The sequence below is a fragment of the Pseudomonas sp. EA_65y_Pfl1_P113 genome (assembly GCF_963970525.1).
In the GTDB taxonomy this organism is placed as follows: domain Bacteria; phylum Pseudomonadota; class Gammaproteobacteria; order Pseudomonadales; family Pseudomonadaceae; genus Aquipseudomonas; species Aquipseudomonas tritici.
Genome location: NZ_CAXAQM010000004.1, coordinates 20,680 through 35,864, shown reverse-complemented (window position 1 = coordinate 35,864; position 15,185 = coordinate 20,680). Strand labels below are relative to the sequence as shown.

General features: G+C 59.2%; 14 protein-coding genes, 1 tRNA gene and 2 pseudogenes. 4 read left to right on the top strand and 13 right to left on the bottom strand.

All coding sequences use genetic code 11. From position 1 onward, the window contains the following. Positions 1 to 78: 78 nt before the first annotated feature. Together AACY52_RS05625 and AACY52_RS05620 are read right to left on the bottom strand one after the other, a co-directional pair. Positions 79 to 579: a methylated-DNA--[protein]-cysteine S-methyltransferase gene (locus AACY52_RS05625; RefSeq protein WP_065874719.1), complete on the bottom strand. Its 501-nt coding sequence runs from the start codon at positions 577 to 579 to the stop codon at positions 79 to 81. A 694-nt stretch (positions 580 to 1,273) separates the two neighbouring features. Continuing rightward, positions 1,274 to 1,881 (bottom strand): annotated as a pseudogene (locus AACY52_RS05620) (LysR family transcriptional regulator). A 95-nt stretch (positions 1,882 to 1,976) separates the two neighbouring features. Between AACY52_RS05620 and AACY52_RS05615 the strand changes: the two are divergent. Beyond that, a complete protein-coding gene (locus AACY52_RS05615; RefSeq protein ID WP_339560337.1) occupies positions 1,977 to 3,140 on the top strand; it encodes an MFS transporter in 1,164 nt (387 codons plus the stop codon). Continuing rightward, positions 3,137 to 3,597: pseudogene (locus AACY52_RS05610) on the top strand (MFS transporter); the annotation flags it as partial. The gene AACY52_RS05615 and the pseudogene AACY52_RS05610, both read left to right, overlap by 4 nt. 203 nt (positions 3,598 to 3,800) lie before the next feature. Here the strand turns inward: AACY52_RS05610 and AACY52_RS05605 are convergent. The 7 genes from AACY52_RS05605 to AACY52_RS05575 form a co-directional block, all read right to left on the bottom strand. Continuing rightward, positions 3,801 to 4,106 carry a DUF6482 family protein gene (locus AACY52_RS05605; RefSeq protein ID WP_049709535.1) on the bottom strand — a complete coding sequence of 102 codons (306 nt, stop codon included), beginning with the start codon at positions 4,104 to 4,106 and terminating at the stop codon, positions 3,801 to 3,803. Positions 4,107 to 4,129: 23 nt separating this feature from the next. After that, on the bottom strand, positions 4,130 to 4,654 hold the full coding sequence (locus AACY52_RS05600) for a DUF3833 domain-containing protein (protein ID WP_339427818.1): 525 nt from the start codon (positions 4,652 to 4,654) through the stop codon (positions 4,130 to 4,132). Positions 4,655 to 4,849: 195 nt separating this feature from the next. Continuing rightward, positions 4,850 to 4,923, bottom strand: a tRNA-Gly gene (locus AACY52_RS05595). Positions 4,924 to 5,111: 188 nt separating this feature from the next. Beyond that, positions 5,112 to 5,996 carry an alpha/beta hydrolase gene (locus tag AACY52_RS05590; RefSeq protein WP_339427819.1) on the bottom strand — a complete coding sequence of 295 codons (885 nt, stop codon included), beginning with the start codon at positions 5,994 to 5,996 and terminating at the stop codon, positions 5,112 to 5,114. A 305-nt stretch (positions 5,997 to 6,301) separates the two neighbouring features. Then, positions 6,302 to 6,994, bottom strand: coding sequence for a pseudouridine synthase (locus tag AACY52_RS05585; RefSeq protein WP_339438010.1), 693 nt, complete (start codon positions 6,992 to 6,994; stop codon positions 6,302 to 6,304). Further along, positions 6,994 to 7,206, bottom strand: coding sequence for a cysteine-rich CWC family protein (locus AACY52_RS05580; protein WP_339415050.1), 213 nt, complete (start codon positions 7,204 to 7,206; stop codon positions 6,994 to 6,996). The genes AACY52_RS05585 and AACY52_RS05580 overlap by 1 nt, the downstream gene beginning before the upstream one ends. Before the next feature lie 85 nt (positions 7,207 to 7,291). Beyond that, positions 7,292 to 8,914 carry a methyl-accepting chemotaxis protein gene (locus AACY52_RS05575; RefSeq protein WP_339560336.1) on the bottom strand — a complete coding sequence of 541 codons (1,623 nt, stop codon included), beginning with the start codon at positions 8,912 to 8,914 and terminating at the stop codon, positions 7,292 to 7,294. Positions 8,915 to 9,177: 263 nt separating this feature from the next. Here AACY52_RS05575 and AACY52_RS05570 point away from each other — a divergent pair, with 263 nt between their 5' ends. Beyond that, on the top strand, positions 9,178 to 9,540 hold the full coding sequence (locus AACY52_RS05570) for a hypothetical protein (protein WP_339414961.1): 363 nt from the start codon (positions 9,178 to 9,180) through the stop codon (positions 9,538 to 9,540). Positions 9,541 to 9,595: 55 nt separating this feature from the next. Here AACY52_RS05570 and AACY52_RS05565 read toward each other — a convergent pair whose 3' ends face one another. Next, complete coding sequence (locus AACY52_RS05565) at positions 9,596 to 10,708, bottom strand: enoyl-CoA hydratase/isomerase family protein (RefSeq protein WP_339427820.1); 1,113 nt, start codon at positions 10,706 to 10,708, stop codon at positions 9,596 to 9,598. Between the two features lie 136 nt (positions 10,709 to 10,844). On the opposite strand from AACY52_RS05565, the gene ung reads away from it, so the two are divergent. Further along, positions 10,845 to 11,537, top strand: coding sequence for a uracil-DNA glycosylase (gene ung, locus AACY52_RS05560; RefSeq protein ID WP_339414959.1), 693 nt, complete (start codon positions 10,845 to 10,847; stop codon positions 11,535 to 11,537). A gap of 11 nt (positions 11,538 to 11,548) precedes the next feature. Here ung and AACY52_RS05555 read toward each other — a convergent pair whose 3' ends face one another. From AACY52_RS05555 to AACY52_RS05545, 3 genes are all read right to left on the bottom strand, one after another. Beyond that, on the bottom strand, positions 11,549 to 12,487 hold the full coding sequence (locus AACY52_RS05555) for a YncE family protein (protein WP_339414958.1): 939 nt from the start codon (positions 12,485 to 12,487) through the stop codon (positions 11,549 to 11,551). Positions 12,488 to 12,649: 162 nt separating this feature from the next. Further along, complete coding sequence (locus AACY52_RS05550; protein WP_339427822.1) at positions 12,650 to 13,678, bottom strand: AbrB family transcriptional regulator; 1,029 nt, start codon at positions 13,676 to 13,678, stop codon at positions 12,650 to 12,652. After that, entirely contained in the window at positions 13,671 to 15,185 is a 1,515-nt protein-coding gene (locus tag AACY52_RS05545) for a tripartite tricarboxylate transporter permease (RefSeq protein WP_339414956.1), read from the bottom strand. Before AACY52_RS05545 ends, AACY52_RS05550 begins: the two co-directional genes overlap by 8 nt.

Below are 15,185 nucleotides of genomic sequence, written 5' to 3'. Positions count from 1 at the left end.
GACCGCAGGAATTCTTTGAAATTTCTTTTTACATTTAGCCCGGTGAACAACGTTGTACGTTTTTGTCGGCGGCTGTTTTTAGAAGGCTAATTGCGCCTGGCCCGTGCCTTCCAGCGCCAGCAAATACTGCTTGGCTTGCAGCCCCCCGGCGAACCCGGTCAGCCCGCCCGACGCGCCGATGACGCGATGACAGGGTGCAATGATCGAGATCGGATTCCTGCCATTGGCAGCACCCACCGCACGTACTGCCTTTGGGTTGCCGATCTGTTGGGCAATCTGGCTGTAGCTGCGGGTTTCGCCGAAAGGAATGGTCAGCAGCGCTTGCCAGACTTGTTTCTGGAAGTCGGTGCCATCGAAGTCCAGTTCCAGCTCGAATCGGTTACGGGTACCGGCGAAGTATTCCTTGAGTTGGCGTTCGGCTTCCAACAGCACCGGGCTGTCATTGGCCTCGTGCAACTCACCCAGGCGCACACGGTTGGCGCGCTCTGTTTCCCACAGGATGGCGCCGAGTTTGCCATTGCGCGCCACCAGGGTGAGTTGGCCCACAGGGGAGGGCATGAGCTTGTATTCATAAGGCATGGGCATAATCCTTGATGCTGTATGGCGCCATTATCCGTCTTGCTAACCGTGGGGGAACCTTGTTTCTTGCGGTGTAATTCTGCGCCCGCTACAAGCGCCAGTGAATCCAATTGCCCGACCCATAGACCCAGGAGACCAGGTAGACAAACCAGGCTATCGAGGGCGTTGACAGTGCGACCAGTGAACCAAGATTGAGTAGCGCGATGATGGCCGCGCCGATTGCCAGGCCTCGACCAGCGTGCTGCCTTGCGTACCACGCGCCATAGATAGACCCGGCAACTGCCGCTATCAATACAAAACGGCCCAGGCCTATCGGGGGAATAGGCATCAGTGCGGCTAGCAATGGGATGATCAGCACCAGCCCTACGACTTTTCTAAACACCTGCGTTGACGTTTTTTGTCCGCACGGGAGCATCCTGCTTTGTCCTATTCTGGTTAAGGTTTCCCATGGTGATAGGCGAACTTTCTCGTCCCTGTAGGAATGAGCTTAATCAATGCCTCTGCTGAAGCACTTCCACGCTCCAAGCGGAGTTTTCATCGCCGGTCGATATTGCGATGGGATAGTGCATCGTTTAGCCCTCAAAAGGGTACTTACTGTAACCACCAACGTTCGGTGATCAACGCCACGATCCCCATTCGTTTTGAACGAACTTTCCGATAGCGGCGAGTGAATTAGCGTTGGAGAGTTGATGCGTTATCCAGCCCGCACCACCTCATCAATCACGCTCATAAAGGCTCGGATCGATAAGTTCTGTTTCTCCTTTCGAGTCAGCACCAACAACGGTGCATACGCATCCCCCTCCATCAACGGCCTGTACGTCACGCCTTTATTCATCAGGCTCTGCGTACACGTCGGTACCAACGCCACACCTTGCCCAGCCGCCACCAGCGCGATGATAGAGGTGATCTGCCGCCCAGTCTGCCGGAGGCGCACTCCACCAAGGTCAGCTGAACGTCGGGAAAACGCTGCGCAAACGCCTGTATCGTCTGGCTGAACAGGTCCGACAGGGCGATGGAGCTGACGTACCCCAAGGCTAGCTGCCCGGCGGTGCCCGTAGCCAGCTTGCTGGCAATCACCTGCTCCAACAAGTCGCGCGCGTAGGGCAGGAATGACCGCCCTTGAGCCGTGAGGGTGACGCTGCGGCTGGTGCGATCAAACAGCTTGAAGCCCAGCTCGGTTTCCAGCGCCGAGATCTGCCGGGTCAGCGGTGGCTGAGCCAGGTGCAGGCGAATGGCCGCGCGACCGAAGTGCAATTCTTCAGCTACCGTCAGAAAGTACCGCAGCTTGCGTAGATCGAGCATCCTGATCCTTGGGTATCGATCGGTTCGTAATCGGTATTGGTTTAAGATCCGCCGGCCATTCTATAAAGACCTCACAAAATAAAACGAGAGGTTTCATGAAACCGCGCCTGCATTGTGCCCGCCTTGCCCTGTTCCTGTGTGGCTGCGCGGCGTTCCTCAACCTCTATGCCACCCAGAGCATCCTGCAGACCTTTGCCGCGCAGTTTCAGGTCAGTGCCAGGGCGGCGGGATGGAGTATCACCGTGACGACGCTGGCCGTGGCGATCACTGCACCGTTTGTCAGCCGACTGACCGGGCGCTTTGAGCAACGCACGGTGATCAGCGTGGCGGCTTTGCTGTTGGCGGTGCCGGCGCTGATGACCGCCTACGCCGACAGTTTTGCCGAAGTGCTGGTGTGGCGGTTTGTCGAAGGTATGTTGATCCCGGTGGTGTTTGCCACCAGCGTGGCTTACATCGGCGACCGCTGGAGTGGCGGCACGGTGACGGAGGTCACCAGCCTGTATGTGGCAGGCACCGTACTGGGTGGGTTTGCCGGGCGTTTTGTCACGGGTGTGATGACTGAATACGTGGGCTGGCGCGAAGCCTTCGAGTTGCTGGCGGTGCTGAGCCTGATGGTGGGTGGGTTTATCCCGTTCTTGTTGCCGATCAGTCGTGTGCGAACGGCGAAGGTTAAAACCGCTTTCTCGGCCGTTTTTCGCAAGCCCTTGCTGGCTGCTTACGCTGTAGGTTTTTGCGTGTTGTTCTCCCAAGTCGCAGCGTTTACCTACGCCGGTTTGTACCTCGGATTACCGCCATTCAACTTGGGACCTGCGGCGTTGGGCACGCTTTACACCGTGTTCCTGCTGGCGCTGGTCGTGATCCCCATCGCCGGTCGCCTCAGTAAAGCCCGGCCTCACGGCGAACTGCTGAGCGTGGCTGCGGTGCTGGGCATCACCGGCTCAGCGCTGACGTTAGTGCCTTCCTTGTGGTGCATCGTCGTGGGCCTGGCGCTCAGCTCCACCGGCGTATTCCTCGCCCAGGCAGCCGCCAACGCGTTCACCACCGCTACCGCCCGTGACAACAAAGCGGGCGCCGTGGGCGTGTACCTCACGTGTTATTACCTGGGCGGAAGTTGCGGTGCGATTGTCCCGGCGTTGATCTGGGAACGCTGGGGCTGGGCCGGGTGCGTGGCGCTGATTATGACCTTCCAGGTATTGACCTTGCTGATTGCCCTGACCGGTTGGAAACCCCTTAAACCTGAACCGATCCCAATACCATGAACGATACCGTCGAGGTGCCTGCTGCCGCATCATCAACCCGCCGTCGCACGCTGATCGCCGGCTGCGGTGCGCATGCCGTGCATGACGGCCTTACCGATGTCATCTACGTGCTGCTGCCGATCTGGCAGGCGCAGTTCGCGCTTTCCTACGCGTAAATCGGACTGTTACGCGGGGCCTATTCCGGGATGATGGCGGCGTCCCAGCTCATGGTCAGTCACGCCGCGAAGCGTTGGGGCGTGTACCGATGCTGGTGAGCGGCACCGTGCTTGCGCGCGTGGCTTACTTGTTGGTGGGCCAGGCCCGCGGACTGGCGATGTTATTGCTGGCGCTGCTGTTGGGTGGGTTGGGCGCCAGCACCCAACAACCGCTCGCCTCCTCAATGATCAGCGACGTCTACGAGGACGGTGGTTGGATCAAGCAGGCGCTGTCTAAATACAACTTCAGCGGCGATCTTGGCGCGCGCATCGGTATAGCTGACGGAAAGCAGCACGGCGTTGCTAATCGTTGCCGCCGTGTATTTGCCACTGACCGGGTTGATGGTGATGCTGCCGGGGCCCTGCTCAATGGTGCTTGTGCGCAGGGCCGTTCGCGCACTGTATAGGCTTGCCTTCCCGGGCCGCCCATACCAAGGGGGAGGGAAGCCAAAAAATGCATAGCGCTTTAAAGAGATGAGGTCAGCGAAAACGGAATGCGCAACGCGCCAATCGGCCCTTCCCGAACACCGCACATTTCATCGTGCACGCACTGCTGCACCAGCACGCAGGGAAACGGCGGAACCCGTTGTAACAGGTCGCGCAAATGCGTGGTAGAGCCGATGCGCAGCGGCTTGGCATCATCGCCGAGCAATGTCATTTCAGCGTCATCCAGCCTGACACGCGCGATGTAGAAACCACCCTCCAGCGACAGTAACTCCAGCTCGCGAATTTCACCTTTTACCGCCAATTCAGTCAGCCTGTGCATATTCATGATTGAGCCTCACTGCGAGTTATTTATTGGCGACGAAAGAACAACGTGACCTGGCCCCATTCGACGCCGAACTTGGTCATGCTGGAGCGGTTGATCAAGGTGTTCTCGTCCATCAGGTACATCCAGTCATCAAAACTCACCTCGTAGACCGAGCCGTCCACCGGCAGGTTGAGTCGGTAGCGCCAACGCAGTGCGTTACCCGCCACTTCGCCGATTGCCTCGCCGACCACATCACCCGCTCGGCCCTTCCAGCGTCCCGGGCCATCCGGTGTCAGTGTCCACACGCGTTGTTGACGTGTGCCATCGCTGTACAGGAAGCGTTCGTCGAGAATCAGGGCGTTCCCCTCGCGTCGGCTGGCTATGTTCACTTCAAAGCGCTTGGCGACCTCCCCGGAACGCTTTTGGAAAATCCCCCAGGCCTTGACGGGCTTGCTGAAGAAACGCTCCAAATCCAGTTGCGGCTGCTGGTCAGCGTAGTGCTCGACCTCGACGTTGGCGCAACTGCTCAAACTCAATATCAGCAACAATGAAACCAGTAGACGAGTCATTGCCCGGCTCCGTGATCGCGCGCGGCGAATTGCCAGCGTGTTGAATAGATACTTGTACAGAAATATAGATTTGTACAGGTTTGCGCGACAGGAATAACGGATACCTCAAATCGCAGGCATAAAAAAACCGGCCTTACAGGACCGGTTTTTTGTTTTCCCGTCAATAAAAGACCTGACGCGGAACGAGAATTCGTGTGGAGCGGGTAGAGGGAATCGAACCCTCGTCGGAAGCTTGGGAAGCTACTGTTCTACCATTAAACTATACCCGCTCAGAGCGGCTGACTTTGTACCAGATGTTCGCCAGGATTTGAAGTTTTTCTTCAAAAATGTGTGAGTTACAAGCGCAGTTGCTGACTTGCCCGCGATACCGGCACCTCTGTGTGTCAGTCACACTTCGGTGATGCTATCGCAGGCAAGCCGGCTCCCATACAAGCTCGCGCCTACAGTGGGTCTCATTTCAGATCGCGAAGGCATGCTGCGTCTGGCCTTGGTGATACCGCAACCGGCTGACCTGCCGCTCAGGTTTCAGAAAGCCCACCACCGCATCCCGACTGTCGCGGCACGCCGCCTTGTGCTCCATATCCAGAAAATGCCCGGTCGCCTGAATGGTGCTGAAGCTGCTGTTAGCCACGTACTGACCAAATAGCTTGGCATCCTGGGCGCTGGTGTATTCGTCCCATTCGCCGTTCACAAACAACACGGGAACGGCGATTTGCCTGGCCGCTTTGACGTAACACAGCCGGTCACTGTTCAGCACGTGGCTGATGTGAAAGTGCATCTGCCCGTATTCATGCTCGGCCAGGTTGCTGACGTGTTTGTAGTTGAAGCGTTTGAACAGCGACGGCAGGTGTTTGCCGATGGTGCTGTTGACCAGATGGCCGACGCGGTCGCGGTCGAGGTTGCCGAGGTAGTCGACGCCGCGTTCAAGGTAGTCGCGCATGGGGGCGTTGATCACCGGCGAGAACGAACTGATCACGGCCTTTTCAACCCGACGAGGGCGATGGGCGAGGGCAACCAACGCGGCGGCGCCGCCCCAGGAAAATGACAATACGTGTTCGGCGGCGAAGTGGTCGATAAGCTCCAGCAGAATCTGGCCTTCGACTTCCTTTGTCAGCATCTGCTCATGGCGATTATGGATTTTGGAGCGGCCAGCGTAGGGCTGGTCGTACAAAACCACATTGAATTGCGGGTACAGGCTTTTCACGGTTTGAGCGAAGGATGCCGTGGTGGCCATGGAGCCGTTGACCAGGATGATGGTCTTTTCAGCAGCGTCCGCGCGATAGAACTCCGTGTAAACCCGATACTGACCCTGTATATCCAACACAGCGATTTCTGGCCTCATGTCGTAAGACTCCTGGCAAGCGGGTAGGGCGCGCAGGTAACTCTGCACGAGCTTTGTGACAGGTAGGCATACGCCTTGAAGTGGGAGGCCCATGTCGATCCGATGACGGCTGGCCGACGGGTGTTGTTATGGCGGGCTGTTTGCCGGGAAGGCCCGTAGATCAAGCGCGGGCGGGGCACTGTGTTTCTTGGAGGTTATAGGCGACTCGCCAGTCATATTTAAACTGGTGATCCTGATTCAAGCAGCAGAGGTGCCACCCCGCAAGGCGATGAGAAGATTTTTTGTCACCACCGGCCGAACGGTCGTCAGACTTGTCGGATTTCGTCGTCAGTCAGCGCCCGATACTCGCCTGGCGCAAGGGCAGCATCCAGCACCAAAGGGCCCATTTGCTCGCGATGCAGGCCGATCACCCTGTTATCAAAGTGCCCGAACATGCGCTTCACCTGGTGGTAGCGCCCTTCGATTATGCTGAGACGAGCGGTTCTCGGCCCAAGCAGTTCCAGCCCTGCGGGTTGCGTGGTCAGGTCTTCGAAAGCGAAATACAGGCCTTTGGCAAAGGTAATCGCGTACGCAGGGCTGATGTCTTGCTCGGTCTCCACCCGGTAGACCTTGGGCAACTTGGTTTGCGGTTGCGTCAGTCGGCGCGACCATTGGCCGTCGTTGGTGATCAGCATCAGCCCCGTCGTGTTGAAATCCAGGCGGCCGGCGATGTGCAAGTCGGCTTTGTCGGGCTCATTCAATAAATCCAGGACGGTCGGGTGTTGCGGGTCTGCCGTGGCGCTCACACAACCCTGAGGCTTATGCAGCATGAAGTAGCGTGCGGGTTTACCCGCCTGCAGCACTTCATCGTCGACGCAGACGCGGCTGAATTCGCGCACCTCATGATGAGGATCGCTGACTGCCACGCCATCGACCGACACCCGTCGTTCCACCAAGAGCAAACGCACTTGCTGGCGATTGAAGCGCGGCAGGTTACTGAGGAAACGATCAACCCGCATTACGTCGGCTCTGCCCCGCGTAATTGCTCATCCACCCTGGCACAGCGCGGGCACAAGCAGGCCTTGTTGCGCAATTCATCGGGCAGGGCCTGGAGCACGGCCGGGTCGATGGTGACGCTGTAGCACCAGCAGGCCCGGTCGACCGTACGTGGGTCAGCCAGGGTACAGTCGTTGCGGGCGCCGCAGGCAGGGCAGAGGGTTGGCGTGGTCATCGGCAGGTTCGGGCTTGGATCAGGCAAGGTTCCGGAGAATTCCGGTGTGCCTTGCACGATACAGGGCCGACCCCGCACAGGCTACTTAGAGCTGGAACTTGCTGACCAGTGCATTGAAGGACGTGGCCAGGCGCGACAGGTCCTGGCTGGCGGCATTGGTCTGGTTGGCACCGGCGGCCGTCTGGGTGGACAGGTCCTGGATATTCAGCAGGTTGCGGTCTACTTCGCGTGCCACCTGGGCCTGCTCCTCCGACGCGGAGGCGATCACCAGGTTGCGTTCATTGATCATCGCCACACTGGCGGTGATGCGTTGCAGTGCTTCACCGGCGTTTTGTGCAAGGGCCTGGGTATTGTTGGCCCAGGTCAGGCTCTTGTTCATTGCCGCGACCGCACCATCAGCGCCGACTTGCACTTCGCCAATCATTTTTTCGATGTCGACCGTGGAGATCTGAGTGCGATGCGCCAGTGCACGCACCTCATCGGCGACCACTGCAAAACCGCGACCTTGCTCGCCCGCACGGGCCGCTTCAATGGCGGCATTGAGGGCCAGCAGGTTGGTCTGGTCGGCGATGCCACGGATCACGTCGATCACCTTGCCGATTTCCCGCACTTGCCCGGCGAGATCTGCGACCGATTGCGTGGAATCGTTGATTTCACTCACCATCGAACTCATGCCGGACACGGCCTGTTCGACTTGCTGGCGACCGTCCTCGGCCTCGCTGGTGGCCTGGCGCGAAGCCTCTGAGGTCGATACGGCGTTGCTCGCCACTTCGTCTACCGCAGCGGTCATCTGGTTCACGGCCGTAGCGGCCTGTTGGATCTCATCATTCTGACGGGTCAGGCCACGGCTGCTTTCATCGGTGACCGCACTCAATTCTTCGGCGGCTGAAGCGAGCTGGTCGGAAGCGTTGGCGATTTCCATCAGGGTGCTTTTCAAGCCGCCCTGCATATCCGCCAGTGCCATCAGCAATTGCCCGGCTTCGTCGGTGCGTTCGGTGAGGATGGCCTGGGTCAGGTCGCCCTTGGCAATGCGTTGTGCGCTTTCCACAGCCTGGGCGATAGGGCGGGTGATCAGGCGGGTGATCAACACCCCAATGGTGATGGCAATGATGAAGGCCAGGGCAATGCCACTGATCATCCACGCCAACGCACTGCCGCGCAGCTCATCGGCGGCGATGACGCCTTCCTTGATCTGGCGGTTATTGGATTCGATCATCACGCGGATCAACTCGCGCGCCTCACGGAAGAGTTCGTTGTTGGCGGTGTTGAGCTGGGTGCGGGCCTGTTCGACCTGGCCGCTGTCGAGCAGCGCCATGATGCGTTCGGAGCTGCTGATATAAGCGGGCCAAATCTGGTCGAGTTTATCTCCCGCTGCCCGTTCGTCATCTTCCAGCGGTGTTGCGCGGTAGGCAGCGTAAACCGCCTGGCTGTGCTTGAGTTCGTTGGCGATGTCCTGGCGCACGCGATCGCGGTCCTGGGCGGAGACGTCGCCCTTGCTTGCATCCATCAATCGGTACAGGCCCCGGTTATGCGCGACCAAGCCATTGAGGGTGGCCGCCGTATTGCTGACGGACACCAGATTGTTGGAGAACGTCTGCTCCAATGCTGTGGCGAGGCGCACCCCCCCTTTGATGCCCAGCAGGCCGACCCCGAGGGTGACCAGCGCACATAGAAGGAATGAAAGCAGCAGTTTGGTTGATATTTTCATGGGGGCGAGTTCGGTGATAGTCGCGAAAGGCGCACGGTAGAGCCTCCCTGGCTTCGCGCGATGTCATAGTAATATCATCGCAATTGGCAAAGTTTCGAGCTAGCTAAATTTACTGAAACGTTAAAGTGCGCGCAGATGTATCAAGCTGTTGCGAAAACGCACCAGATTCGGTTTTTGATGTCAGATATTTCGTCATTCAGTGAAAGCTGAATGCCGCCCTTCAGCGTCGCTGGAGGTGCTCTTCCGCGGTCCAGGAGGCCGCCATGTATCGACGACTGCTGCTCAGTGCTTTACTCGGTCTGACCCTTTCTGCCTGTGTGCCTTATTACGATGGAGGCCAGAGCTATTACCGTTCTGAGGTCTACACCTCACCGGCGCCGGTGTACTACTACGGCGGTGGCGCGGCGTATCCTTACCGCCGTGACTATTACCCTTCGCCGCGCTATTACGCGCCCCAACCGCGTTATTACTCGGCACCGCGTTATTACCAGCCTGCGCCGCGCTATTACGGGCCGCGCGCCGGTTACCGGCCTTATCCGAATCAAGGCTGGGGTAGCGACCGTTGGGGTAATGGCGGGCATGGTCGCGGTTCCGACCACGGAGGTGGTCGCGGCGGTCACCGTTGACAGACCCGCATGGCAAGCGGCGCATGAAGCGCCGCTTTTTTATGGGCGCCAATAATCAGTAATCAGACAAGTCAGCCAACGGATGGCGGCCTTCCCACGCCTTATTGAAATGCGCCTGCACCACCGTTTCTGGGACGGTATTGATATCGGGCCAATGCCAATGGGGCGTCTGGTCCTTGTCGATCAGTCGCGCACGCACGCCTTCGCTGAACTCCGGATGGCGGCAGCAATTGAGACTAAGGGTGTATTCCATCTGGAACACTTGGGCCAGGGACAAATGCCGGGCGCGCTGGATCTGCTCCCATACCAGATGGGCGGTCAGTGGGCAGCCCTCGGTCAGCGTTTTGCCGGCACGGCTGAACAACGGATCGGCGTGCTCAAGCAGTTGGCTCAAGGCGCGCCAGGCACAGCGCACATCGCCCACGTCCAACCATTCGTCGATCTGTGCGCGCCGCGGCAGCCATTGCGCTTCGGGTTTCTGATCGACGGCTTCCTGAGCAAGCGCTTTGAGCAGGCTATTGAGTTGCACCGAGGTCTGTTCCTGCCAGTTCAGTTGCAGCAGGCCGTCCAGCAGTTCGTCTTGTTGATCGTCGCGCAGGAAGCGGTCGGCCAGGCCAAGGTCCAAGGCGTCGCGACCGTTGATGTGCGCGCCGGTCAGGCCAAGGAACAAGCCGAGTTTGCCCGGCAGGCGCGACAGGAACCAGCTAGCGCCCACGTCCGGATACAAGCCGATACTGATCTCCGGCATTGCCAACCGGCTGCTCGGGGTGACGATACGCACCGACGCGCTTTGCAGCAGGCCCATGCCGCCGCCCAGTACATAACCGTGGCCCCAGCAGATCAGCGGTTTGGGGTAGGTGTGCAGGCGGTAGTCGAGGCGGTATTCCGCCGCGAAAAACTGCGCAGCCAATGGCGGCACCTCGCCGGGATGTTCACGGCAGGCCTGGGCCAGGCTGCGTACTTCGCCGCCAGCGCAAAACGCCTTGGGACCGTTGCCACGCAACAGCACACACACGATGTTTGGGTCCTTGGCCCAGGTGTCCAGGCGGTCGCCGAGGGCGAGGATCATTGGCAAGGAGAGGGCATTGAGGGACTGTTCAGCATCGAGGCTGGCGATGCCGATGCGGGCACCGTCGCTGCCGGTTAGCTCTTCGAAGTGCAGGTTCATCGTGACCTCAAGCGAGAAGGTGAAGGATCAGTATGATCGCTTAGTAAGAAAGTGCCGGTGGGGTGTCAGATCAATTGACAAGCGGAGTCGGCTTTCCTAGGGTTCGCCTCATTCTTTTTTACAAGACAATTCAACTATGACCGATGGCGACCGTATCAAACTCGAACCCAGCTGGAAACACGCCCTGCGCGATGAGTTCGATAAGCCCTACATGGTCCAATTGCGCGAGTTTCTGCGCCAGGAACATGCCGCCGGAAAAGAAATCTACCCGCCGGGCCCGCTGATTTTCAATGCGCTCAATTCCACGCCGTTGGACAAGGTCAAAGTGGTGATCCTCGGCCAGGACCCGTACCACGGTCCCGGCCAGGCTCATGGGCTGTGCTTTTCGGTGCAACCGGGCGTGCCGACGCCGCCGTCGCTGGTGAATATCTATAAAGAGCTCAAGCGCGACCTGAACATCGACATCCCCAATCATGGTTACCTGCAAAGCTGGGCTGACCAAGGGGTTTTGATGCTCAACACCACCATGACCGTGGAGCGTGCCAACGCCAACGCCCATGCGGGCAAGGGCTGGCAGTTTTTTACCGATCGGGTTATCGAAGTGGTCAGCGAACATCAGCCGCATTTGGTGTTTTTGCTGTGGGGCGCACATGCGCAGGGCAAGCAGAAGTTGGTCGATGCGACCAAGCACCTCGTGTTGACCTCGGTGCACCCGTCGCCGTTGTCGGCGTATCGCGGGTTCTTGGGTTGCGGGCATTTCAGCCGCACCAACAAGTTTCTTGAGCAGAATGGCGAGGCACCGATTGAGTGGCGGTTGCCGCTCGTCTGATCCGCGCGGTACTAAAGCCTGACCATCGAAACCGAGCCATTCTCGATATCAGCGACATATAGATTGCGGCCATCCGGGGCGACAACCATACCCCGCGGTTTGTCGAAACCTTCAATAGTGCCGGTGACGCGGTTCAGACGCGTGTCAATAATACTGATCCGACGCCCGTCTGTTTCAGAGATATACGCCATTTCGCTGAGCCGATTGAAGGCAATGGCCCAAGGCCCCTCAAGGTTGCTGATTTCTTTGCTGACGTCGGGGATCAAGGCATTGCCAACGGTCACCTTTCCACTTTCGCGGTGGGTGATGTAGAGGTTTGGATAGCGCGGGCTGTAAGCGATGGCCGTGGGGGTGCCGGCGGCGATGCCGATATACGCGGTGACATTATTGCTCGCGAGGTCGACGATGGCCCAGCCGTGACTATCCGTGGCGACGTGAGCACGCGTGTTGTCCGGTGCGATCACCACGTCTTTAGGGCCATGCACCGGTGTCTCACTCACTCGTTGATAGGTGCTGGTATCAAAGGCAACCAGTTTCGAATCGCCGTGATCAGCCACATATAATCTTGTACCCGTTGAGTTCCGCGCCATGCCATTCACCGTGATGAGCCCTGTGATGGTTTTGACTACGGTGTTATTCAGGGTTTCGATGACGTTGATGGGGGTTCCAGTCGCGACACTGTTGTCACTCACATAAACCCGGGAGTCATCCGGGCTGATTACTATCCTTATGGGAGAACCCAGGCCTGTTAGGGTCTGTATCACCCGCAGAGGTTGGGTGCCGAGGACGGTGATGGATCCCGTTGTAGCGCTTGTCACATACAGACGTGTGCCTGCACGGTTCATCACCAGGCTATTGGGGTCGCCTGGTACTGCGATGGTTTCCACAATCGCTGCAGGTTTTGCGGCGTCGTCAGAGGTCGGTGGGCGTGGCTCATTGTGTTTGGTCATGATGAGCAATTCGAGTAGGCGGAAAGGGTGCAGTCATCACGTGTACTTACGCGATCTGCACCACAGATTGAGCGCTCAGTGAGTGAGGTTGACTACCTGTGAAAAATGACAGTTCAGATGAGCGGTCATGGTTCCTGGGAGACCTTTGCACAGCGGCTCTGCTCAGGGTAGGCGGTTCCAGTGTCTGAACAGCGGCTCTGCCAAAAACAACACGAATAATAAGCGCATCACCTGCATCGCCGTCACCAGCGGCACCGACAGTTGCAGGGTCTCGGCAGTGAGGCTCATCTCGGCAATGCCGCCGGGCATCATGCCCAGGGTCAGCGAGCGCAGGTCCAGATGGGTCAGGGCGCTCAAACCCACCGCCGCGAATGTCGCCAGCGCCATGGTCAAGGCCGTGCCGATCAGGGTGCGGCCCATGAACGATGGCGCACGTCGAAAGAACTGACGATTGAAGTGGCAGCCCAAACCGCTGCCGATCAGCCATTGGCCAATCTGGCTGCCGCCGTCGGGTAGGCCGATATGCAGGTCCCAGACCACACTGGCAGTGGCGCTCACCAGCAAGGGGCCGAACAACCACGGGTTCGGCTGACGCAAACGCTGCCAGCCCCAGGCCATCAGCGCACCCATCGGAAACAGGGCTAACAACCAAGGCCAACTCACCGGTGCCGGATGAAACTGCGGCGTGCCACTTTCAAGCAAATACTTGAAGATCGCCGGCACACACAGCACCACCACCAGCACTCGCAAACTTTGCCCCGCCGCGACCCGGCTGAGCACTGCGCCATTGCGTGCGCCGAGGTTGACCATCTCACCGGAGCCACCCGGCATGCTGGAGAAAAATGCGGTGGCGCGGTCTTCACCGCTACGCCTCATCAACCAAACGCCGACCACGCTCGACAGGCTGGTGACCAGCGCACCAAAAAAAATCAGCCCGAAGTGGCTCATCACCTGCTCGATCACCACCGGTGTGAAGTGCAGGCCAATGCCTATGCCCACCACCCATTGGCCGCATTTGCGCCCGCCGGGTATCTCGGCCAACTGCCAAGGCGTGAGGCAACGCACCAGAATGATCGCCAGCAACGAGCCGACCATGTACGGCAAAGGCCAGCCGACGAGGCTGGCCAGGTAACCGCCGGCCAGCCCGACCAGCGGTGTTCCCCACCAGTGTTTAAAGGTGGTCTCAGGCATCGGCCACGGCACGACGCTGCAAGGCACGTTTGCGGTAGATGCGCACCAGCGGGAGGGCCAGCATCAGCGCAGTCAGTACCCACACACCAAAGGTGATCGGGCTCGACCAGAGGATTTGCAGGTCACCGTTGGAGATCGACAACGCACGGCGTAGGTTCTGCTCCATCAAGCCGCCCAGGATAAAGCCCAGCAGCACCGGCGACAGCGGGAAGTCGAGCTTGCGCAGGATGTAACCGAAGATGCCGATACCCACCATCAGGAACAGGTCGAAGGTGGTCGCGTGAACGGCGTAGACACCAATCGCCGTGATGATCGCGATCACTGGCACCAGCGCCCAGTTTGGCACGGCCAGGATGCGCGTGAAGATGCGGATCATCGGGATGTTGAGGACCACCAGCATGATGTTGGCGATAAACAGCGAGGCGATCAGGCCCCAGACGATATCCGGTTGCTGTTGAAACAGCAGCGGGCCAGGGGTGATGTTGTACAACGACAGTGCGCCGATCATCACCGCCGTGGTGCCCGAGCCGGGTACGCCAAGCGTCAGCATCGGCACCAGCGCACCGCAGGCGGACGCTCCGATCGCGGTTTCCGGAGCGGCGAGGCCGCGCATGTCGCCCTGGCCGAATGTACCGCTGGCACCGGCCAGGCGTTTTTCGGTCATGTAGGCAACCGCCGAGGCCAAGGTCGCACCGGCACCGGGCAACACGCCCATGATGAAACCGAGCAGTCCGCAACGGATGTTTACTACAAAGACAGAAGACGCTTCCTTCAGGTTGAACATCATCCGTCCGGTCGCTTTCACAGCTTCCTGACCACGGTGGGTTTTTTCCAGCAGCAACAGGATCTCGCTGATGGAGAACAAGCCCAGCACCAACACCACAAACTGGATGCCGTCGGTGAGGTGAATGTTATCGCCGGTAAAACGGTACACACCGCTGTTGGCGTCGATGCCCACCGCCGAGAGGAACAGGCCGATCAGCGCCGCCACAAACGTCTTCAGGGGTTTATCACCCGCCATGCCGCCGAGACAGACAATCGCGAATACCATCAGTACGAAGTATTCCGCCGGGCCGAAGGCAATCGCCCATTTGGCCAGCAGCGGCGCAAACAGCACCATGCCGCAGGTAGCGATAAACGCACCGATGAATGAGCTCCAGGCCGACAACGACAGCGCTACACCCGCCAGGCCTTTGCGGGCCATCGGGTAGCCGTCGAGGGTGGTCATCACGGTGGACGCTTCGCCCGGAATGTTGAGCAGGATCGAGCTGATCCGGCCACCGTACTCGCAGCCCAGGTACACGGCTGCCAGCAGGATCAGCGCCGATTCCGGCGGCAGGCCGAGGGCGAAGGCGATCGGAATCAACAGCGCCACGCCGTTGATCGGGCCAAGGCCCGGCAACAGGCCGACCACGGTGCCGATCAGGGTGCCGCACAGCGCGGTTATCAGGTTGTAGGGGGACAGTGCAACGCCGAAGCCTTGGCCCAAGTAGCCGAAAGTATCCAT